At 74.8% G+C, this 20007-nt stretch carries 19 protein-coding genes; 9 read left to right on the forward strand and 10 right to left on the reverse strand.

Annotated features, from left to right (window positions below; all coding sequences use genetic code 11):
• Nucleotides 1–7: 7 nt before the first annotated feature.
• The 4 genes from uxaC to COUCH_RS22600 are packed head-to-tail and all read left to right on the forward strand — an operon-like array spanning nt 8 to nt 5212.
• Nucleotides 8–1423, forward strand: a complete 1416-nt coding sequence (uxaC, locus tag COUCH_RS22585; protein WP_249607176.1) for a glucuronate isomerase — start codon at nt 8–10, stop codon at nt 1421–1423.
• The gene (locus COUCH_RS22590; RefSeq protein ID WP_249607177.1) at nt 1420–2706 is read left to right on the forward strand and encodes an enolase C-terminal domain-like protein; all 1287 of its coding nucleotides are present in this window, start codon (nt 1420–1422) and stop codon (nt 2704–2706) included. The genes uxaC and COUCH_RS22590 overlap by 4 nt, the downstream gene beginning before the upstream one ends.
• Nucleotides 2703–4091 (forward strand): mannitol dehydrogenase family protein, encoded by a 1389-nt coding sequence (locus tag COUCH_RS22595; RefSeq protein WP_249607178.1) that lies wholly within the window; start codon nt 2703–2705, stop codon nt 4089–4091. Before COUCH_RS22590 ends, COUCH_RS22595 begins: the two co-directional genes overlap by 4 nt.
• The gene (locus tag COUCH_RS22600) at nt 4088–5212 is read left to right on the forward strand and encodes a Gfo/Idh/MocA family protein (protein ID WP_249607179.1); all 1125 of its coding nucleotides are present in this window, start codon (nt 4088–4090) and stop codon (nt 5210–5212) included. Before COUCH_RS22595 ends, COUCH_RS22600 begins: the two co-directional genes overlap by 4 nt.
• Here the strand turns inward: COUCH_RS22600 and COUCH_RS22605 are convergent.
• The 7 genes from COUCH_RS22605 to COUCH_RS22635 form a co-directional block, all read right to left on the reverse strand.
• Nucleotides 5169–5966, reverse strand: coding sequence for a PmoA family protein (locus COUCH_RS22605; protein WP_249607180.1), 798 nt, complete (start codon nt 5964–5966; stop codon nt 5169–5171). The two genes, COUCH_RS22600 and COUCH_RS22605, sit on opposite strands and share 44 nt — an antisense overlap.
• Before the next feature lie 88 nt (nt 5967–6054).
• A complete protein-coding gene (locus COUCH_RS22610; protein ID WP_249607181.1) occupies nt 6055–7050 on the reverse strand; it encodes a pectate lyase family protein in 996 nt (331 codons plus the stop codon).
• A 595-nt stretch (nt 7051–7645) separates the two neighbouring features.
• Nucleotides 7646–8782, reverse strand: a complete 1137-nt coding sequence (locus tag COUCH_RS22615; protein WP_275980147.1) for an acyltransferase family protein — start codon at nt 8780–8782, stop codon at nt 7646–7648.
• Between the two features lie 302 nt (nt 8783–9084).
• A complete protein-coding gene (locus tag COUCH_RS22620) occupies nt 9085–9399 on the reverse strand; it encodes a hypothetical protein (RefSeq protein WP_249607183.1) in 315 nt (104 codons plus the stop codon).
• Between the two features lie 5 nt (nt 9400–9404).
• A complete protein-coding gene (locus COUCH_RS22625) occupies nt 9405–10406 on the reverse strand; it encodes an Acg family FMN-binding oxidoreductase (RefSeq protein ID WP_249607184.1) in 1002 nt (333 codons plus the stop codon).
• Between the two features lie 46 nt (nt 10407–10452).
• Nucleotides 10453–11358 carry a universal stress protein gene (locus tag COUCH_RS22630; protein ID WP_249607185.1) on the reverse strand — a complete coding sequence of 302 codons (906 nt, stop codon included), beginning with the start codon at nt 11356–11358 and terminating at the stop codon, nt 10453–10455.
• A 64-nt stretch (nt 11359–11422) separates the two neighbouring features.
• Nucleotides 11423–11929, reverse strand: a complete 507-nt coding sequence (locus COUCH_RS22635; RefSeq protein ID WP_249607186.1) for a Crp/Fnr family transcriptional regulator — start codon at nt 11927–11929, stop codon at nt 11423–11425.
• 449 nt (nt 11930–12378) lie between these two features.
• On the opposite strand from COUCH_RS22635, the gene COUCH_RS22640 reads away from it, so the two are divergent.
• A complete protein-coding gene (locus tag COUCH_RS22640) occupies nt 12379–12894 on the forward strand; it encodes a flavodoxin family protein (protein WP_249607187.1) in 516 nt (171 codons plus the stop codon).
• A 54-nt stretch (nt 12895–12948) separates the two neighbouring features.
• Here the strand turns inward: COUCH_RS22640 and COUCH_RS22645 are convergent, their stop codons facing one another.
• Nucleotides 12949–13884 carry a universal stress protein gene (locus tag COUCH_RS22645; RefSeq protein ID WP_249607188.1) on the reverse strand — a complete coding sequence of 312 codons (936 nt, stop codon included), beginning with the start codon at nt 13882–13884 and terminating at the stop codon, nt 12949–12951.
• Between the two features lie 163 nt (nt 13885–14047).
• Here COUCH_RS22645 and COUCH_RS22650 point away from each other — a divergent pair, with 163 nt between their 5' ends.
• From COUCH_RS22650 to COUCH_RS22665, 4 genes are read left to right on the forward strand one after another with little or no spacing between them, the layout of a single operon-like run.
• Nucleotides 14048–14539, forward strand: coding sequence for a wax ester/triacylglycerol synthase family O-acyltransferase (locus COUCH_RS22650; RefSeq protein WP_249607189.1), 492 nt, complete (start codon nt 14048–14050; stop codon nt 14537–14539).
• 2 nt (nt 14540–14541) lie between these two features.
• Nucleotides 14542–14727: a WSD1 family O-acyltransferase gene (locus tag COUCH_RS22655; protein ID WP_249607190.1), complete on the forward strand. Its 186-nt coding sequence runs from the start codon at nt 14542–14544 to the stop codon at nt 14725–14727.
• Nucleotides 14728–14752: 25 nt separating this feature from the next.
• Entirely contained in the window at nt 14753–15637 is an 885-nt protein-coding gene (locus COUCH_RS22660; protein ID WP_249607191.1) for a universal stress protein, read from the forward strand.
• Nucleotides 15634–18294, forward strand: a complete 2661-nt coding sequence (locus COUCH_RS22665) for a bifunctional GNAT family N-acetyltransferase/acetate--CoA ligase family protein (RefSeq protein WP_249607192.1) — start codon at nt 15634–15636, stop codon at nt 18292–18294. Before COUCH_RS22660 ends, COUCH_RS22665 begins: the two co-directional genes overlap by 4 nt.
• Nucleotides 18295–18341: 47 nt before the next feature.
• Here the strand turns inward: COUCH_RS22665 and COUCH_RS22670 are convergent, their stop codons facing one another.
• Nucleotides 18342–18956: a CBS domain-containing protein gene (locus COUCH_RS22670; protein ID WP_249607193.1), complete on the reverse strand. Its 615-nt coding sequence runs from the start codon at nt 18954–18956 to the stop codon at nt 18342–18344.
• A 4-nt stretch (nt 18957–18960) separates the two neighbouring features.
• Nucleotides 18961–19980: a type I glyceraldehyde-3-phosphate dehydrogenase gene (gene gap, locus COUCH_RS22675; protein WP_249607194.1), complete on the reverse strand. Its 1020-nt coding sequence runs from the start codon at nt 19978–19980 to the stop codon at nt 18961–18963.
• Nucleotides 19981–20007: the final 27 nt, after the last annotated feature.

Here is a 20007-nt window from a genome sequence, read left to right on the forward strand (position 1 = left end):
GGTGACCGTGCCCGACCCCGTCTTCGCCACCGACCCCCGGCAGCGCGACCTCGCCCGCGAGCTGCACGCCGTGGCCCGCGACCTGCCGCTGATCTGCCCGCACGGGCACGTCGATCCCGGACTGCTCGCCGAGGACCGGCCGTTCCCCGACCCGGCGCGGCTGCTGGTCGTGCCCGACCACTACGTCACCCGCATGCTGCTCAGCCAGGGCGTCCCGCCGGCCCGGCTCGGCGTGCCGTCACGCACCGGCGAGCCGGTCGAGACGGACGGGCGGGCGATCTGGCGGCTGCTGGCCGCCCACTGGCACCTCTTCCGGGGTACGCCGTCCCGCCTGTGGCTGGAGCGCACCTTCGAGACCGTGTTCGGCGTCGACACCCCGCTGCGTGCCGCAACGGCCGACGAGGTGTACGACGCGATCGCCGCGCGGCTGGCCGAGCCGGCGTTCCGCCCCCGGGCGCTGTTCCAGCGCTTCGGCATCGAGGTCCTGGCCACCACCGAGTCGCCACTCGACGACCTGTCCCGGCACGCGAAGCTGGCCGCCGACGGCTGGGGCGGCCCGGGCGGCCGGGTCATCACCACGTTCCGCCCGGACGGCGTCGCCGACATGGAGTTCCCCGGCTGGGCGGGGAACGTCGCGCGCCTCGGCGAGATCACCGGCGAGGACACGGAGACGTACGACGGCTACCTGGCCGCACTGCGCTCACGCCGCGAGGCCTTCATCGCCGCCGGGGCCACCTCGTCCGACCACGGGCACCTGACCGCCCGTACCGTCGCATTGAGCGCGGGCGAGGCAGCCCGCCTGTTCGGCCGCGGGTTGCGTGGCGAGGCGTCGCCCGCCGACGCCGAGACGTTCCGCGGGCACATGCTGATGGAGTTCGCCCGGATGTCGCTGGACGACGGCCTGGTGCTGCAGCTGCACCCCGGCGCGGTCCGCGACCACAACACGTGGCTGCACGAGGCGCACGGCCGCGACGTCGGCGGCGACATCCCGCAGGCCACCGACTACGTGCACGCTCTGCGCCCGCTGCTGGACCGGTACGGCAACGACCCGCGGCTGCGGATCGTCCTCTACACGCTCGACGAGGACGCGTTCAGCCGGGAACTTGCCCCGCTCGCGGGCGGGTACGCGGCCCTGTACCTCGGCGCGCCCTGGTGGTTCCTCGACTCCCCCGACGGGCTGCGCCGCTTCCGCGAGGCGGTGACCGAGACGGCCGGCTTCTACAACACCGCGGGCTTCGTCGACGACACGCGCGCGTTCTGCTCGATCCCCGTACGCCACGACATCGCCCGGCGGGCCGACGCGGCGTACCTGGCCTCGCTCGTCGTGCAGGACCGGCTGCCGTTCGACGAGGCCGCCGAGACGATCGCGGACCTCGCGTACCACCTGCCGAAACGCATCTTCCGACTGGAGGCGGCCCGATGACCCGCATCACCGGCGTGGACGTGCACGACGTGCGGTTCCCGACCGCGGCGGCCGGCGACGGCTCCGACGCGATCAACCGCGGCGACTACTCGGCCACGTACGTCGAGCTGCGCACCGACGGGCCGCACACCGGCGCGGGGTTCACCTTCACCAACGGCCGCGGCAACGAGCTGACCTGCGCCGCCGTACGCGCCCTCGCGCACCACGTGCAGGGGCTCCTGCTCGACGACCTGTGGGCCGACCCGGTGGGCTTCGCCCGTTCGCTGAGCGCCGACGTGCAGCTGCGCTGGCTCGGCCCGGAGAAGGGCGTCATCCACATGGCCACCGGCGCGATCGTCAACGCCGTGTGGGACCTGCACGCGAAGGCCGCCGGGAAGCCGCTGTGGCAGTTCCTCGCCGAGCTGCCCACCGAGAAGCTGGTCGGGTGCGTGGACTTCCACCACATCACCGACGCGCTCACCCCGCAGGACGCCGCGGCCATCCTCGACAAGGGGCTGACCGGGCTCGACGACCGCCGCGCCGAGCTGGAGCGCGACGGGCTGCCGTCGTACACCACCAGCGTCGGCTGGCTCGGCTATCCCGACGACAAGGTACGGGAGCTGGCGCGGGCCGCGTACGCCGACGGCTGGCGCGCGATGAAGATGAAGGTGGGTGGCGACCTCGCGGACGACGAGCGGCGGGCACGCGTCATCCGCGCCGAGATCGGGCCGGACGCGCTGCTCATGATGGACGCCAACCAGGTGTGGGACGTCGACGAGGCGATCGCCCGGATGGCCACCCTCGCGGCCGCGGACCCGTACTGGATCGAGGAGCCGACGCACCCCGACGACGTGCTGGGCCACGCGCGCATCCAGCGGGCCGTGCACCCGATCCGCGTCGCCACCGGCGAGGTGGCGGCCAACCGGGTGATCTTCAAGCAGCTGCTGCAGGCGGACGCGGTCCGCGTGGTGCAGATCGACGCGTGCCGGGTCGGCGGCGTCCCCGAGGTGCTGGCCGAGCTGCTGCTCGCGGCGAAGTTCGGCGTCCCCGTGTGCCCGCACGCCGGCGGGGTGGGCCTGTGCGAGCTGGTGCAGCACCTGTTCGCCTTCGACTACCTGCGCGTCGGCACCAGCCTCGACGGCCGCATGGTCGAGTACGTCGACCACCTCCACGAGCACTTCACCGACCCGGTACGCACCCGCGGCGGCCGGTACGTGCTGCCCGACCGGCCCGGCTACAGCGCCACCATGAGACCGGAGTCCGTCGCCGAGTTCCGGTTCCCCGACGGGCCGGTGTGGCGATGAGGCTCGGGGCACCGGCACTCGCGCACATCCCGCCGGAATGCCGGCCCCTGGTCCCGCCCGGTGCCGTGCCGACCGGCATCGTCCACCTCGGCCTCGGTGCGTTCCACCGGGCCCACCAGGCCGTCTACACCGAGGAGGCGGTCGCGGCGGCGGGCGGCGACTGGGGCATCGCCGGGGTCGCCCCGCGCTCGGTGACCGTGCTCGACGCGCTGCGCGAGCAGGACCGCCTGTTCAGCGTCACCAGCGCCTCCGCCCGGGGCAGCGCCACCCACGTGGTGAGCGCCTTCTCCGCGCTCGTGCACGCGGCCTCGGACCCGGAAGCGGTGGTCCGGCTGATCGCCGACCCGGCGGTCCGGGTGGTGACGCTGACGATCACGGAGAAGGGGTACGCCCCCGGCTCCGCGGCGCTGGGCCTGCTGGTGCGCGGGCTGCTCGCCCGGCGGCACGCCGACGCCGGTCCGGTGGCGGTGCTGAGCTGCGACAACCTGCCCGCCAACGGCCGGCACCTGCGCGGCCTGGTGCACCGCGCGGCCGGGGACGACGCCCGGGAGTGGCTGACGGACCAGGTCACGTTCCCCGGCACGATGGTCGACCGGATCGTGCCGGCCGCCACCGCGAGCAGCCTCGCCCGGGCCGCGGGCGCGCTCGGGGTGGAGGACCGCGCGGCGGTGAGCGGGGAGCCGTACCGGCAGTGGGTGATCGAGGACGACTTCCCCGGCGGGCGCCCGGCGTGGGAGCGTGCCGGGGCGGTGCTGACCGCCGACGCCCAGCCGTGGGAGCGGTTGAAGCTGCGTTCCCTCAACGGCGTGCACTCCGCGATCGCGTACCTCGGGGCGCTCGCCGGGTGCGAGACGATCGCGCAGGCGCTGACCATGCCCGGGCTGCGGGCGCTGCTGACCCGGCTCATCACCGAGGACATCGCGCCCGGCCTGCGGCCGCCCGACGGCATCACCGTGGCCGGCTACGGCGAGTCCGTCCTCGCCCGCTTCGCCGACCCCGCGCTGGGTCACCGGACGGTCCAGGTCGCGATGGACGGCTCGCAGAAGCTGCCGCAGCGGGTGCTGCACACGATCCGGGACCGCCGGGCGGCCGGGTCGATACCGCGCTGGGCGGTGCTCGTGGTCGCCGCGTGGATGCGCTTCGTGCAGGGCCGTGCCGACGACGGCCGGGAGCTGCCGCTCGACGACCCGATGGCCGCCGAGATCCGCGAACGGCTCGCCGCCGCGCCGGGCACCCCGGGCGGCGTGGTGGACGCGCTGCTCGGCCTCCGCGCGATCTTCCCCGCGGACCTGGCGGAGGACGACGTGGTGCGCGCCCTCCTGGTCGACTGGTTGACGGCCTTGGGCAGGCACGGCGTCGCGGCCACCGTGGCCGGTGCGGCATGACGACGACCGTCGCGCTGATCGGCGCCAACGGGCACGGGCGGCACCACCGGAGGCATCTCGCCACGCTCGGCGGCGTACGCCTCGTCGCGCTCGCCGACCCCCGCCCGATCGAGCCCGACCCGCCCGTACCCGACGGCGTGGAGGTCTTCACCGACCACCGCGAGCTGCTCGCGAAGATCGAGCCCGACGTGGTGGTGATCTGCACGCCGCCGCACACCCATGTGCCGATCGCCGCCGACGCCCTGCGTGCCGGCGCCGACGTGCTGCTCGAGAAGCCGCCGGTGCAGACGCTCGCCGAGCACCGCGAGCTGACCGCGGTGCTGGCGGAGACCGGGCGGGCGTGCCAGGTGGGGTTCCAGGCCCTCGGCTCGCACGCCGCCGCCCGGCTCTGGGACGCGGTCGCGCGCGAGAGCGTCACGGGCATCGCCGCGGTCGCCTCGTGGCAGCGCGACGACGCCTACTACGCCCGGGCGCCGTGGGCCGGGCGGCGCAGCGTCGGCGGGCGGCCCGTGATCGACGGCGCGCTGGTCAACCCGCTCGCCCACGCGGTCATGCAGAGCCTGGCCACGGCGGCGGCCGCGGGGGCGGGCGGGCCGGTCGCGTGCGAGGCCGAGCGCTACCGCACGCGGCCGATCGAGGCCGACGACACCGCGTTCGCCCGCCTCACGCTGGAGAGCGGCCTGCGCATCCTGGCCGCGGTGACGCTGGCGGGCGAGGACTTCATCGCCGGCGAGATCATCGTCGACGGTACGGCCGGGCGCGCGGTCCTCGAGTACCCGACGGACCGCCTGGCGCTGCCGGGTGAGCCGGAGCTGCGCGAGGTCGCCGGGCGTACCGGGCTGTTGGAGAACCTCCTCGCGCACCGGGCGGACCCGTCGGTGCCGTTGCTCGCGCCGCTGTCGCGCACCGAGCCGTTCACCGCCGTCGTGGAGTGGCTGACCGCGCCGGACGTGCCGCCGCCCGTGCTGCTCGATCCCCGGCACGTCGAGGACCACGACGGCATCCGGGTCGTTCCGGGGATCAACGCTGTCCTGCGGCGCTGCGCGCAGGAGATGGCGCTCCCCTCCGAGCTGGGGGTCACCTGGGCGGCACCGCCGTACCGTCGGCCACCAGCACGGTGAGGTCGCGTTCCAGGGTGGTGCCCGCGGCGATGACCAGCGGCCGCTCGAAGGCCAGCGCGGCGCAGACCCCGACGTAGTCGCCCGTGCGCACGAACCAGCGGTCGTCGTCGCGCAGACCCCGGAAGACCAGGGTGTACGCGTCCCCGCCGGTGACCGCCAGCCACGGCTCCGAGCTGCCGTTGACCGCGCCCTCCCCCTCGGCCGAGGAGGTGTACGCCACCGCGTCGCCGTCCGGGGCGCGCCAGAAGAAGCCGCCGTACCCCGCGCCGCCGGTGCGCCCGTTGGTGGCCGGGCTGCCCAGGGTCACGTCGCGGCCGGCGGGGGCGCTCAGGGCGTACGAGAAGGTCAGCTCCCATCCCCCGGGCGCGAGCCGGGCCGCGATCCGTCTGCGCTCGGTGAGCAGGACCCGGCCGTCCCGGTCCTGCCAGTGCAGCCGGTGCCCGATGCCGTCGCCGGCGGGCAGCCGGCCGGCGGGCGCGACCCGGCCGTGGTCGTCGAGCCAGACGTAGCCCTCGCCGCGCCTGCACGTGCGCCCGCCCCAGAAGTTGACGCCGTCGACGTCCTGCATCGCGACGGACACGCCCAGGTGCCACGGATGGTCGAAGCACAGCGCGTCCGAGACCTGCACCCCGCCCAGCGTGCGGACGGGGTGCAGGTACGGACGCGGCCCGAGCCGGATGTCGAGGTCCGGCTGCGGCACATAGGTCGCCACCTCGACACCGCCGGCGACCAACCGCCATTCCTCGGTGGACAAAGAACCATCCCGTGAGTCGTAGCCGATGAGGATGTCCGTGCGAGAGGATCCCCGTCGCCGGCGAGCGACGGGGATCCCGGTGCCGCGGTCAGAGCGAGATGCGCCCCGCGCCCGCGTTCGCCGTGACGATGGACTTGACGTTGCTCGCCGGGTCGGCGGTGTACGCGTACGGGATGCTCTTGACGCTGCCGCCGGTCTGCCCGGCGCCGGAGTTGACGAGCAGGTTGCCCCGCGCCACCAGCGTGCCCGGGCCCGAGTCGGCCTCACCGAGGTGGTACGGGTCCGGCACGCCCTCGAACGAGTTGTTCTCCACGAGCACGCCGGCGCCCTCGGTCGAGGCCACGCCGTACCCGCTGTTCTTGTAGTAGTAGTTGTTGTAGACGTGCACCGGGTTGCCGAAGCGCACCCGCGGGTGCCGCTGCGTCGACGCGTCGAACCAGTTGTGGTGGTAGGTCACCCGCAGGTGCCCGGTGTCCTCGCTGCCGTTGCTGTCGCTGTGGCCGAGCAGCATCGACTTGTCGTGGTTGAACACCCGGTTCCACGAGACCGTCACGAAGTCCGACCCGCGCTTGATGTCGACCGCGCCGTCGTGGCCGTGGCTGAACGTGTTGTGGTCGATCCAGATGTTCGTGGCCGAGGACTGCACGTTGACCGCGTCGTCGTCCCAGTCGCGGAACGTCAGGTTCCGGATGATGACGTTGCGGTCGCCGTTGACGTTCAGCCCGCAGCCCACGATCGTCGCGCCCGCGTTGCCGATGATGGTCTTGTTGGAGCGGACCCGCAGCATGCCCGAGCAGCTGATCGTGCCGGAGACCCGGATCACCGCCGCCGAGCTCGAACCGACGGCCGAGGTCAGCGCGGAGGCGCTGCTCACCGTGGTGGCCGAGGCACTGCCGCCGCCGGTGGTCCCGCCGTTCTGGGTCGCCCACCCGACGAGGTCGGTGACGGCCGCCGCCCGGGGTGCGGCCGCCGGCGCCGCCGCGGGCTGATCGGCGGCGAAGGCGGAACCGGCTCCGGCCAGTCCGGCGCCCACGAGAACGAGCGTGGCCGCGCCGGCGGAGGCGCCGAGCAGTTTTGTGCGCATGGTCTTCTCTCCCTTTCCAGGGTCGGGTGCCGCCGCGCGATGGCTCGCGGCGACGGGGTCAACTGGTGTGCGGCGGGTGGCGGCCCGCCGGTGGGCAGCGCGCGGTGCACCGCGGTGGCCTGCCCGGGTCGCCGCGGGGCGGCGTCGCCGCGGCCGGCTCGCGCCGTACCGCTGACGCCTGGCGGCGATGGATCGGAAAACGCCGAGTACGCCGGATCGGCACGGGAACCCCGCGGCGGCCGGCCGGCGGTGTCCTAGCGTGCGGTCAATGTCTGGCTCCCGCGCCCGCTTTGCCCTGAAGCAAGCGCTTTCCTGGTACCAGAACAACACAGACGGATGTCGATGTGAAGACATAACCGCTTGCAGGTTGTTTGCAGGATCGGCACTTGGGGCGCCGGGCGCGGGCGCGGAACCGCCGCCCGATGGCCGTCGCGGGCGGGCGGCTTACACGATCGTGCGGGTGCGAGCAGCCCGCGCCGGCATGGCGAGCCGCACCGTCCGGTCTTTCACAGGTCAGCGCGAAGCGGCTGCACCACCGTTGGCGGCGGGCCGATGACCCCGCTGCCGGCGGCACCCGGATGCCGGGCGCGGCCGGTCAGACGGTGGCGCCGACCCGGGCCCGGCCTTCCACGCCCGGCGTGCCCCGGCCCGCGGCGTGCCGGGGCGACGGGACCGGCCAGGGGCGCAGCCGCGGTATGCGGCGGGCCGCCAGGTCCTCCACCCAGCCCACCGCGAGCACGGCGAACAGCAGCATGGACAGGGCGATGCCGGAGAAGGCCAGGTAGATGAGCAGGCCCTGGTGCACGTCCCAGAGCTTGAGCTGGTCGCCCACGATGATGGCCGCGGTGATGACCACGTTGTGCCACAGGTAGATCGTGACGGCGCGGTTGTTGAGCGCGGCGACCAGGCGCTGCAGCAGCGGCAGCCGGCCGAGCCAGGCCATGTCCGGGTCGAGGCGCAGCAGGGCCAGCACGAAGCCCATCGAGTACAGGGCGTGGGCCAGCGGGAACGGCACGAGGTCGAGGCCGCCGGGGCCGGGGTGCTCGACGACCCAGCCGAGGCTGACCACGGTCAGCACGGCGGCGATGCCGGCGACCAGGGCGGGCCGCAGCCGGCGCAGGTCGCCGTCGCGGTGGGCGAAGCCGAGCAGCCAGCACGGCAGGAACGTCAGCACGTACCCGGCGGTCTGCACGGCGTTGTTGCCGGTGACGATCGGCTGGCTGTGCAGCGCGGCCAGCACGAGCAGCGGCACGGCGATCGTGAGCACCCGGCGGCGTCGGTACAGGCGCAGCAGCACCGGGGACAGCAGCACGAGCCACAGGTACGTGGCCAGGTACCAGAGCACGCCGGCCCCCTCGGCGCCGACGTCCCCGATCCCGTGGCTGGCCGGCGGGGTGGCCAGCGGCACGACCCAGAGCAGGAAGTCGGGCCACGCCGGGTGGTGCGCCCAGCCGGCGGCGAGCATCAGCGGCACCAGCACGAGCCCCATGACCCACAGCGCGGGCAGCAACCGGCGGATGCGGCTGCGGATGACCTTCGGGCCGGGCGAGCGGTCGAGGGACTTCGCCATCAGCGAGCCGCCGAGGGCGAACATCACGCCCATCGAGGGGAAGAGCAGGGCGAGTACGGCGTAATGGAACGCGTGGTACGCCACGACCCGAACGATAGCCAATGCACGGAGAGTATCGAAATAGCGATCTCGGGCGGGCGCCTGTGCGCTCGTCGCGTCCATCACCAGCGAACTCCTGCAGTCTCGGGCCTATCGGGCATCACACACAGTAGCGGATCATGACCGGGAGCCGGTGAGCCGAACGGCTGGAATATTCTCCCCGCTCGGCGTCGCCGGGCGCTGTTGCGGGACCTTCGGCCCTGTCCCCCGGACCCCCGGCGGAGCGACATTGGGCGGGAGCCCACCGGCACTGGGATGGGAACCTCGGGCGGCGGAGCGACACGCTGACTGGTCATCATCGGTCGCACGGAAATCCGCCGCCGGATCTGCCGGTGGGCCACTATCTGCCCCCGGCGCGACGGTGCTCAGGCGAAGGGCGCCGGATGCTCGCGCTCGTCCTGCGCGGCGAGCCGTGCCATGGCCGCCCGGTAGTGCGTACGGCTGATCGCGCCGGAGAACAGCAGCTCCTGGAGCACCGCGTCCGGCGAGACCTCGGCCGCAGCAGCGGGGACGGGGCGACGGCTCGGCGGCAGGCCCATCACCGGCCCGAGGCAGGGGTCGACGCGCGGCTCCTGCTCCCCGGGCCGGCCGGCGTCCCGCGGACCCAGTATCGGCGCGAACGCCAGGGCCACCAGGTGCAGCGCGATCAGCACCCACACCACGACGACGAGCGTGTTCACGGCCATCACCCCAGCAGGACGTCCTTCAGCGGCCGGCGCGGCGTGGCGGGCACCGGGCGGCCGTAGCCCACCCGCAGCACCATCTGCGCCCAGGTTCCCGTACCGGTGTCGGTGAGCAGCGCGCGGACCGCCGGCAGCTCCACCGGCTGGCTGATCGGCGTGGTCGCCAGCCCCAGTCCGGTCGCCGTCAGCAGCACCCGCTGCAGCGCCTGCCCGGCCCTGAGCCACTCCGCCGGCCGGTCGCCGCGGGTCGCCAGCACCACGATCGCCGGGTGCGGCTCGAACTCGGCGGTCAGCGGGTCACGGTCGCGGCGCGGCAGTGCGAAGTCGCGGACGGGCAGGACCTCCAGGGCGTCCCACGGGCCGATCGCGGTCACCGGTACGCCGTCGTGGCGGCCCCGGCCGGGCTTCGTCCAGCGGGCCAGCTCGGCGTCGTAGCCGTCGCGCTCGCGCAGGCGCCGGTCCGCGACCCGGGACATGCCCAGGATGGCGTCGCGGCCGACCGGTCTCGCCACGGCCAGCGCCGCACCCTCGAGGTGGGCGGCCGCGACCAGCCGTTCGACCGCGTCGGCCGGCAACGCGGTGTCCGCGAACGGGTAGCGGTTCGTGTGCCGCCGCCCGACCGCCAGGGTGAGCGAGGCGACGCCGGGCGTCGAGGCGGCCGGGCGTCCCACCGAGACCCGGGCCACGAGGTCCGGTCGCTGCGGGTCCGGGAACGGCGTCAGCACCGGCAGGCGCCCGGCGTCGCGGATCGCGAGGCGCAGCGTGAAGACCGCCGCCCCGACGCTGATCAGGAGCTCGCGTCCGGTGGGGTCGAGGACGGTCAGCTGCCGGCCGCGGTCGGCGTACACGTCGACGTGGTCGTCGGCGACCCGGAAGCGCCACGGCTGGCTGTTGTGCAGCGAGGGCGCGGCGGTGGCCGTGCGGACGCACTCGGACAGGACCGTCCGTGGCAGCGTCCCGGCCGCCACGAAACCCCGGTTGCCTGCAGTGACGGTGCCGGTCATCGCCGTACCTCTCCTTCTTCTCGGGAACATCGCCGACGGCCGGCGGTCAGCCGACCAGGAACACCGGGCACTGGGCCCGCTGCACCATGGCGCGGCTGACCGGACCCAGCAGCGCGCCCGCGAAACCGCCGGGGCCGCGCCGGCCGACCACGACGGCCGCCGCGCGGTCCGACATGGCGAGCAGCGCGGCCACCGGGTCGCCGGGGACCAGCCGCTCGTGCACGACGACACCGCCGGGCCCGGGCAGCTGGATCCCCGGCACGGCACCCGTCCCGGCGTGCAGGACGATGAGCTCGCAACCGCGGACCCGCGCCTCCTCGCGGGCGAACCGGACGACCTCCGGCGGGGTCCTGGCGTCCACGCCGACGACCAGCGGCCGGGCGCCGAAACCCGGCCCCGGCGGCCAGTCCGGCACGCGGACGACCAGCGCCGGGCCGGTGTGGTGCGCGGCCACCCGCTCGGCCACGCTCAGCCCGAACGCGGTGCCCGTGGCGCGGTGCCGGTGACCGACGACGACCAGGTTCGCGTCGTGCGCGTCGGACAGCAGCAGCGGTGCGGCCGCGCCGATGGCGACGCGGCCGGTCACGGCCACGTCCGGGGTGTACGCGTGCACCCGGTCGGTCATGTGCTCCAGCAGGCGGGCGGCGGCTCCCCGGGAGGCCTCGCTGAGCTCGTACGAGTGCTGCACGTGCATCATGCGCAGGCCCCAGCCGCGCAGCTCGGCCTCGACCGCGGCGTGGTCGACCGCCGTGTAGCTGGTGGGCGTCTCGTCGACGCCGACGAGCACCACCCCGGCCGGCAGCGGCATTCGCGGCGGCGCGCCCGCGGCCGGTTCCCGGTACCCGGCCGCGCTCAGGTACCGGTTGATCACCTCGCCGTAGCGGGTCGGCGCCGCGGTGGCCGTGCCGTACCGGGCGTGGGTCTGCGTTCTTCTGTCCTCGAGGTGACGCATGGCGACCTCCGGGGGTGCGTTCGCCTACCTCCACCACACCTCCTGCGCGGCCCGCGCTCCAGGGTCATTCGTCCCCGGCGGCACGGCTGAGGGTCCCGGCGGCACCGTCGGGGACGGCACCGAGGGGGATGAGGCCGCGGCGCGCCTCGCTCAGCCGCCGGCCCAGGACCCGCAGGAAGCGCTCGGCCAGATCGGTGCCGGCGGCGCAGTCCTCGGCCATGAGGTTGCGCAGGCCACGTGCCTCCAGCTCGACGGCGTGGCACTGCGTGCTCGCGACCGCGCCGACCGACCACCGGCGCGGCGGCTGCAGCCAGGACAGGCCCAGCAGCTCGCCGCCGCCGACCTGGCCGATGACCACCTCGCCGCGCCCGGGTACGGAGAAGTCGAGGTCCACCTCCCCCGCGGTCAGCAGCCACAGATTCGCCGCCGGCGAGTCCTCACGGAACACCCGGTATCCCGGCGGCCACACCACCGGGCGGCCGTACCCGGCGACCTGGCGCAGCCGCGCGCCCGGCATGCCGGCCAGGAAGGGATGCAGCACGAGCAGGTCGAAGACGGTCAGCGAGGACACGGCTCGGCTGCCCAGGTCCGTACGTGGGTCATGACGGCACCTCCGCGGGTCGTGGAGCGTCTCCTCCCATCCCAGCGCGCGCGGATGCCGCGTCCCAGGGCCATTGGTCCCCGCCGCGCCGCCCGTTTCTCCCCGGCGCCGCCCGCCGTCGCGGGGCGTTGGACTCTGGGCCGGCCGGGCCGCCCGGGGCGAGGGTGGGCGCAAGGAAAGGAGGCCGCCATGACAACGCGGCTGCGGCTGGCCGGATGCGGGCTCGGCGCGGGCAAGAAGGCCCGCCTGCACCGGATCCTCTACCGCCAGGAGGCGAGCACAGGAGTCGATGTCGGCCGGCGCCACCGGGCTGATCTTCGGCCGCAACGTCTGGCAGCGCGAGCACGACGAGTCCCTGCGGTTCGTCGACCGGCTGCGCGAGGTCCTCGCCAAATACCCGACGCCGTAGGAGGCCGGTCATGAAAGCGCTGATCATCTTCGAGTCCATGTTCGGCAACACCCGGTCGATCGCCTGCGCGATCGCCGAGGGGCTGCAGGAGACGTACGAGGTCAACGTCGCCGACGTGTCCGGCAGGCCCCGGGCGTACGGCATCGACCTGCTGGTCGTCGGCGGCCCCACGCACGCGTTCAGCATGAGCCGGGCGTCCACGCGCGAGGACGCGGCCCGCAAGGGCACGGTGCGCCAGGGTTCGGCCGGGACCGGCCTGCGCGACTACTTCGACTCCTCGCCGGTGCTGCACGGCATCCCGGCGGCGGCCTTCGACACGAAGATCAACAAGCCGCTGGTGCCGGGGTCGGCGGCCCGCCGGGCGCAGAAGGAGCTGCGCCGGCTCGGCTGCCGCATCGTGCTGCCGGCCGAGAACTTCCTTGTCACCGACACGACCGGCCCGCTGGTGGAGGGCGAGCGCGAACGGGCCCGGCAGTGGGGTGCCGCGCTGGCGGCCGCCGCCGCGGAGCACCGCGACAAGGTCTGACGAACGACAAGGCGGCGGCGCACCCGCGCCGCCGCCTTGTCGGGTGACCGGTGCTCAGTGCCGCCGCGCCGCCGCTGGCCGCCGGGTGCCGCGGGCCGCACGGGCCGGGCCGGGTACGGTCCAGCCGGGCGGGACGAGCAGGACCGGGCACGCCGTCTGGCGCAGCAGCGTCCCGCCGAGGGAGCCGTACAGCAGCTCCACGAACCGCCCGCTGCGACCCATGCCGGCGACCAGCAGCCGCCCGCGCCGCGACGCCCGTTCCAGGGTGTAGCCGATGTCGACGTCGTGCACGAGCAGCCGTTCCACCTCGACACCGGGGAACCGCGCGTCCCAGCCCTCCAGCGCCTCGGCCAGCCGGGCGTCGGCCGCGCGCCGCGCCACGGCGAACCCGCCGGCCGGCGATGCCCCGGCCGAGGCCGCGCCGGTGTACGTCCACACGTGCAACGCCACCAGCCGGCTGCCCGTCGCGGCGGCCTCGTCGAACGCGTACCTCGTGGTGGCGGCGGCACCGTCGCGCGTGGAGACGGCCAGCACCACCGGGCCGCGCCCGGGAACGACGCCCCGGTGCACCAGCAGCGGGCAGGACCCGTGGTGGGCCAGGTACGCGGTGGTGGAGCCCCAGCTCGGCCGGGTCAGGATCACGTCACGATGCCCGACCACCAGGAGCCGGGCGCGCTCGGACCGCTCGACCAGCACCTGGGCGGCGCTCCCGCCGGCCAGCTCGGTGCTCACGTCGAGGTCCGGTATCCGCAGCCGGGCCCGGCGCGCGGCGAGGTCCAGCAGGTGCGCCCCGTCGTCCTGCGTGGGGAACGCCCCGCGGATCCGGAACGCGCCGGAGTAGTGGCCCGGCCACACGTGCACGATGAGCAGTGGCGCGCGCAGGCGGGCGGCCTGGTCGGCGGCCAGATCGACGGTCTCCGGATGGGAGCGCGACCCGTCGATGCCGACCACCACGGGCAGGTCTCGCTTCGACGACACGACGCTGTGCATATCCGGACCGTAGGCGCGTACCGCGACACGGCGGCACGGCCGGTGGACCGTGGGATACGGGCCTTTCGGCAGGGTCACGCCGGCTTCGTGCCCTGCTGCCCGGCACGCCCCGCGGGGTCCGGTGGCTCTGCCGGCGGCGTGCCGGTCCCACGAGACTGGCGCCATGGCCGCGTACGCCGAGCCCGTGACCGACGCCGACCTGGCCTTCCTGGCCATGGACACCGGCCGGGTGCCCGTGCAGTTCGGCGCCGTGCTGGCGCTCGACCGCCACCTCGACCCCGCGCGGGCCGCCCGGTTGCTCGCCGAGCGGATCCCGCGCACCCGGCGGCTGCGGCAGCGCATCGCCACGCGAGGTCCGCTGCGGCGCCCGGTGCGGGAGAACGACGAGTCCTTCACCGTCGCCCGTCACCTGGAGGTCCGGCACTGCCCGCCGCCCGGTGACGAAGCGGCGCTGACCGCGGTGGCCATGGCGCTCCTGCTGCGCCGGCTGCCGTGCGACCGTCCGCTGTGGCGGGTACGGCTGGTACATGCGCCGGCAACGACGGCTCCACACGCTGGTCAGCTTCGTCCGCGGGCCCGACCGGCCGCTGCGGTTCGGCGGCGCCACGGTCCGCCGGCTCGTCCCGCTGGTTCCTGGGCGGCGAGACGAACCTGACGGTGACGTTCCAGGCCATCACGTACGCCGGCACGCTCGCCGTCTCCGCGGTGGCGGATCCGCGGGCCTGCCCGGACCTGCCGGTGCTGGGCGCGTACCTCGCCGAGGAGCTGGCGGCGCTGGGCGCGGGCCCGGCCCCCGGTTTCGGGACCTTCTGCCCTGCCCGGCCCATCGGCAGCGGCCGATGATCGGGGGAAGCCGAGGGGAGGAACCATGACGACCAGGGCGATCATCGTGGCGACGGACGGGACGACGTACGGCGAAGCCGCGGTGCAGTGGGCCGCACGCGAGGCCGGACGCCGCGGATCGCTGCTGCGGATCACGTACGTGTACGACTGGGAGTGGCGCGAAGCGCGCTTCGACTACAGCACCGAGTACGCGGACGCCGCACGGCACGCGGCGGAGGCGATCACCGCGACGGCTTCCGGCCAGGCGCATGCGGTGGCTCCCTCCGTACGGATCGAGACGGACACGCTCATCGGGCACGCGTCCGCCCGGCTGCCGGCCGCCGCCGAGGACGCCGAGCTCATGGTGCTGGGCAGCCGGGGCCGTGGTGGCTTCGCCGGCCTGCTCCTCGGCTCGGTGAGCCGGCGGGTGGCCACGCACGCGCTCTGCCCCGTCGTGGTCGTACGGGGCCGGGGCGACGTCACCGACGGGCCCGTCGCGGTCGGCGTGGACGACTCCCCCGCCGCCGAGCACGTCCTGGGCGTGGCCTTCGAGGCGGCCGCGAGCCGGGGCAGCGCGCTCGCCGTCGTCCGGTCGTACCTGCCTCCCGTGCCGCTGTGGCTGGCCGGCACCGTGCCGGCGACCGAGGTCTCCACGCCCGAGGCCGACGCCGCCGAGCGGGCCCGCCTGGCCGAGCTCGTCGCGCCGTGGCAGGCGAAGTATCCGGACGTCGCGGTCGAGACGATGCTGTCGCACGACAGCGCCGCCGCGGTGCTCGTGGGTGTCTCGCACGGTGCCCAGCTCGTCGTCGCCGGCACGCACGGCCACGGCGTCGTCGCCGGTACCATCCTCGGCTCGACGACCATGCAGCTGCTGCACCACGCCGACTGCCCGGTCCTCATCGCCCGCAGCCCGGGCAAGCGGACGCCATGACCATCGGCGGTCCCGCCGTCCCTGAAGCCGACGCGCTCACTTCGGACGGCGGGATCGTGACCATCCGGCCGGTCGCCGACGGTGACCGGCCGGATCTGTCCAGGCTGTTCGGCGAGGCGTCGCCGGAGAACCTGCGGCTGCGCTTCTTCTGCCTGCCGAGTTCGGCGACGATCAACGCCGAGATCGACCGGCTCTGCCGCCCGGACGACACCCGCCACCTCGCGGTCGTGGCCACCGAGGCGGGACGGATCGTCGGCGTCGCCTCCTGCGAGCGCCCCGGCGCCGGCTCGCCGCGCGCCGAGTTCGCCGTGTTCGTCGCCGACGCCCAGCACGGCCGGGGCATCGGGACGCTGCTGCTGGAGCACCTGGCCGCCCGGCCCCGGCCGCTCGGCGTCACCGAGCTCACCGGCGAGGTGCTCCCCGGCAACATCGGCATGCTGCGGGTCGCGCGGGACCTGAGCACGCACACCTGGACGCGCTTCGCCGGCGGCATCGTCGGCGTCGGCGTGGACACCCGCGGGGACGACGCCGCCGAGCCGGTCATCGACGCCCGGGACCGGACGGCCGAGCGGGCCTCGCTGCGCGCGCTGCTCAGCCCCCGCTCCGTCGCGGTCGTCGGCGCGGGGCACACCCGCGGCGGCGTCGGCCACGAGACACTGCGCGCGTTGCGGGAGTACGGCTTCCCCGGGCACGTGTACGCGGTCAACCGGACCGGCGCGGCGGTGGACGGCGTGCCGGGCAGCCGGTCGCTGCGGGACCTGCCCCGGCCCGTCGACCTGGTGGTGGTCGCCGTACCGGCCGGGGACGTGCCGGCCGTGGTGCGCGACGCCGCGGCCGCCGGGGCGCGCGGCGTGGTCGTGCTCAGCGCCGGCTTCGCCGAGCAGGGGCCGGCCGGGCGCCGGCGGCAGCAGGAGATCCTCGGCATCACCCGCGCGCACGGCATGCGGCTGGTCGGCCCGAACTGCCTCGGCATCCTCAACACCGACCCGGCCGTACGCCTCAACGCCTGCTTCGCGCCCGCTCCCCCGCCGGCCGGTGGGCTGGCCGTCGCCGCGCAGTCCGGCGCCGTGGGAGTCGCGGTGCTGGACAACGCGATCCGTACGGGCTGCGGCGTCTCCTCCTTCGTGTCGCTGGGCACCAAGGCGGACGTCAGCGGCAACGACCTGATCGCGTACTGGTACGACGACCCGGCGACCCGGGCGGTGGTGCTGCACCTGGAGTCGTTCGGGAACCCGCGCAGGTTCGCCCGTACGGTGCGCGCCCTGTCCCGGCGCAAGCCCGTCCTGGCCGTCAGGAGCAGCCGATGCGACCGGGCGGCGACGGTCGACGCCCTCTTCGAGCAGGCCGGGGTGATCCACACCCGCACGCTCGGCGAGCTGCTCGACGCCGCGCGCATGCTCAGCGGCCAGCCGCTGCCCCGCGGGCACCGCCTCGCGATCCTCGGCAACGCGGGCGGGCTCACCGTGCTGGCCGCCGACGCCGCCGAGGGCGGGGGCCTGCAGGTACGCCCGCTGAGCCACCGGCTGCGCCGCGAGATCGCCTCGGTGTCGGCGGTGTGCGCGGGCACCGGCAACCCGGTGGATCTGGGCGCGGACGTGCCGCCGGGCACGTTCGCCGAGGCGGCGGCCGTGCTGGCCGACAGCGGCGAGGTGGACGCGCTGCTGCTGGTGATCGTGGGTACGCGCACGAACGCACCGGCCGCCATCCTGTCCGCCCTGGGCGCGGTGGCCGACGCCCGTCCCGAGCTGCCCGTCGCCGCGGTGCTGGTGGGCCGGGGCACCGCGGGGCCGGCCTTCGGCGAACGCTGCGCGCCCGTCTTCGACCTGCCGGAGCGGGCGGTGACCGCGCTCGCCCACGCCGCCTCGTACGCCGCCTGGCGACGCCGGCCGCTGGGTACCCGTCCCGTGCTTCCCGGGCTGGACATCGAGGGCGCCCGCAGCCTGATCCGGCACCTGCCCGCGGACGGCGGCGGCCGGCTGACGTACCAGCAAGCCTCCGCGCTGCTGCAGCGGTACGGGATCCCGGTGCTGGCCGCCGAGCTGGTGACGAGCGGGCCGGACGCGGTGGCCGCCGCCGGGCGCCTCGGCTTCCCGGTGGTGCTCAAGTCCGCCGATCCCGCCCTGGTCCGCAGGAGCGACGCCGGCGCCGTACGGCTGAATCTCACCGGGGCCGCGGCGGTGCGCGCCGCTTTCGACGAGGTCACGGCCGCCGGGGCGCCGGGCACCGGCGCCATGGTGCAACGCCAGGTCCGGGCCCCGGTGGAGCTGGTCGCGGGCATCGCGCACGATCCGCTGTTCGGGTCGGTGGTGCTGCTGGGCGCCGGCGGGGCGCGGACCGGCCTGCCCGGCGACCGGTCGCTGCGGCTGGTCCCGATGACCGATCTGGACGCCGCCCGGATGTGGCGGGACCTGCGCGCCGCTCCCCTGCTGACCGGTTGCCGCGGGGCGCCGCCGGTGGACACCGCCGCGGTCGAGGATCTGGTGCTGCGGCTGGGCCGGCTCGCGGAGAACCACCCCGAGGTGGCCGAGCTGGACCTCGACCCGGTCTTCGCGGGCCCGGACGGGGTGCTGGCGGTGGACGTGAGGCTGCGGCTGGCCCCGGTCGGCGCCGAGCCCGATGCGACGCTGCGCAGCCTGCGCGCCCGCGACGGCAGGTGACGGAGGGCTGCCCCGGCCGGGCCCGGGGCAGCCCTTCTCCGGAACCCTCAGGACGGGGTGACCACCTTGACGTTCGCGGCGGCCACGCCGGGTACGGTCCGTGTGAGCACCTCGACGACCGCGCGCTCGGTGTCGTTGGCGAACGCGCCCTCCACCGTGGCCACTCCGCCGTCCACGGTCACGGCCCACCGGTGCTCGCCGTCGGCGTACTCGTCGAGGCGGTGCTGCACCTCCTTCACCAGCGCCTCGTCGCTGCGCACCATGGCGCGCAGGATGTCGCGGCGGCTGATGACGCCGACCACCTCCCGGCCGTCGAGGACCGGCATGCTGCGGACGTCGTGCTGCAGCATCGTGTCCGCGACGTCCGCGACGTCGGCGTCCGGCGTCGTGGTGAGCGGGAACGGGGACATGACCTCGACGACCATGCCGGGGCGGCGGGACGGGTCGGTGTCCGGGTGCCGGCGCAGGTGCGCGGTCGGGTCGGACGGGACCCGGTGCCACAGCAGGTCGCTCTCGCTCACCATGCCGACGAGCAGGCCGTCGGCGTCGACCACCGGCAGGGCCGTCACGGCCTTGCCCGCCATCAGCTCCGCGGCGCTCTCCACCGGTGCGTTCTGCCAGATCACGTGGACCGGGCTGCTCATGATGTCCTTGGCACGCATGACGTCACCTCCGGGTGGCCATCTGCTGGGTGAGGTCGACGAGGCGGCTGGTGTAGCCCCACTCGTTGTCGTACCAGCCGAACACCTTGGCGAGGCGTCCGCCCGCCTGGGTCAGCTTGGCGTCGAAGACGCAGGAGGCCTTGTCGCCCACGATGTCGCTGGAGACGATCGGCGCCTCGGTGTAGCGGATGATCCCGTCCATCGGCCCGCCCGGGGCGGCGGCCTCCGCGACGGCCGCGTTGATCTGCCCGGCGCTGACCTCGGTGCCGAGCTGCAGGGTGAGGTCGCTGACGGAGCCGTCGACGACCGGTACCCGCAGGGCGACGCCGTCGAGCCGGCCCGCGAGCTCGGGCAGCACCAGGCCGACCGCCTTGGCCGCGCCGGTGCTGGTCGGGATGATGTTCACCCCGGCGGCCCGGGCCCGGCGAGGGTCCTTGTGCGGGGCGTCGAGCACGTTCTGGTCGTTCGTGTACGCGTGCACCGTGGTGAGGTGGCCCGCCTCGACGGTGAACGCCTCGTGCAGCACCTTGAGCAGCGGCGCCACACAGTTCGTGGTGCAGGACGCGGCCGAGACGACCAGGTGCAGGTCGGGGTCGTACGCGTCCGCGTTGACACCCGGCACCAGGGTCGCGTCGACGTTCCTGCCCGGTGCGGAGATCAGCACCCGGCCGGCGCCGGCCTTGAGGTGCAGCGCCGCGTCCTCACGCCGGCGCAGCTTCCCGGTCGACTCGATCACCAGGTCCACGCCGAGGTCGCCCCAGGGCAGCACGTCCGGGGTCCGCTCGGAGAACGTGGGGATCCGGTGCCAGCCGACGGTGATCGCCTCGTCGTCGCAGCTCACCTGCGCGTCGAGCCGGCCGAACGTGGAGTCGTACTCGAGCAGGTGGGCCAGCATGGCGGCGTCGTACAGGTCGTTGATGGCGACGACCTGGAGGCCCGCGTTGGCGAGCTTCTTGTCCGTCAGGGCGCGCAGATAGTTACGGCCGATGCGGCCGAAGCCGTTGATCGCGATGCGGTAGGTCATGGTCAGCCTCCAGCCTTGATGACGCCC

The organism is Couchioplanes caeruleus (genome assembly GCF_023499255.1).
Taxonomy (GTDB): domain Bacteria; phylum Actinomycetota; class Actinomycetes; order Mycobacteriales; family Micromonosporaceae; genus Actinoplanes; species Actinoplanes caeruleus_A.

What these genes read in the sequence shown, in the direction of transcription:
- COUCH_RS22595 (WP_249607178.1), top strand. Translation starts at nt 2,703, where the DNA reads ATGAGGCTCGGGGCACCGGCACTCGCGCACATCCCGCCGGAATGCCGG.
- COUCH_RS22645 (WP_249607188.1), bottom strand. Translation starts at nt 13,884, where the DNA reads ATGCACAGCGTCGTGTCGTCGAAGCGAGACCTGCCCGTGGTGGTCGGC.
- COUCH_RS22615 (WP_275980147.1), bottom strand. Translation starts at nt 8,782, where the DNA reads ATGGACGCGACGAGCGCACAGGCGCCCGCCCGAGATCGCTATTTCGAT.
- COUCH_RS22640 (WP_249607187.1), top strand. Translation starts at nt 12,379, where the DNA reads ATGAAAGCGCTGATCATCTTCGAGTCCATGTTCGGCAACACCCGGTCG.
- COUCH_RS22630 (WP_249607185.1), bottom strand. Translation starts at nt 11,358, where the DNA reads ATGCGTCACCTCGAGGACAGAAGAACGCAGACCCACGCCCGGTACGGC.
- COUCH_RS22650 (WP_249607189.1), top strand. Translation starts at nt 14,048, where the DNA reads ATGGCCGCGTACGCCGAGCCCGTGACCGACGCCGACCTGGCCTTCCTG.
- COUCH_RS22625 (WP_249607184.1), bottom strand. Translation starts at nt 10,406, where the DNA reads ATGACCGGCACCGTCACTGCAGGCAACCGGGGTTTCGTGGCGGCCGGG.
- COUCH_RS22590 (WP_249607177.1), top strand. Translation starts at nt 1,420, where the DNA reads ATGACCCGCATCACCGGCGTGGACGTGCACGACGTGCGGTTCCCGACC.
- COUCH_RS22610 (WP_249607181.1), bottom strand. Translation starts at nt 7,050, where the DNA reads ATGCGCACAAAACTGCTCGGCGCCTCCGCCGGCGCGGCCACGCTCGTT.
- COUCH_RS22600 (WP_249607179.1), top strand. Translation starts at nt 4,088, where the DNA reads ATGACGACGACCGTCGCGCTGATCGGCGCCAACGGGCACGGGCGGCAC.
- COUCH_RS22665 (WP_249607192.1), top strand. Translation starts at nt 15,634, where the DNA reads ATGACCATCGGCGGTCCCGCCGTCCCTGAAGCCGACGCGCTCACTTCG.
- gap (WP_249607194.1), bottom strand. Translation starts at nt 19,980, where the DNA reads ATGACCTACCGCATCGCGATCAACGGCTTCGGCCGCATCGGCCGTAAC.
- COUCH_RS22660 (WP_249607191.1), top strand. Translation starts at nt 14,753, where the DNA reads ATGACGACCAGGGCGATCATCGTGGCGACGGACGGGACGACGTACGGC.
- COUCH_RS22670 (WP_249607193.1), bottom strand. Translation starts at nt 18,956, where the DNA reads ATGCGTGCCAAGGACATCATGAGCAGCCCGGTCCACGTGATCTGGCAG.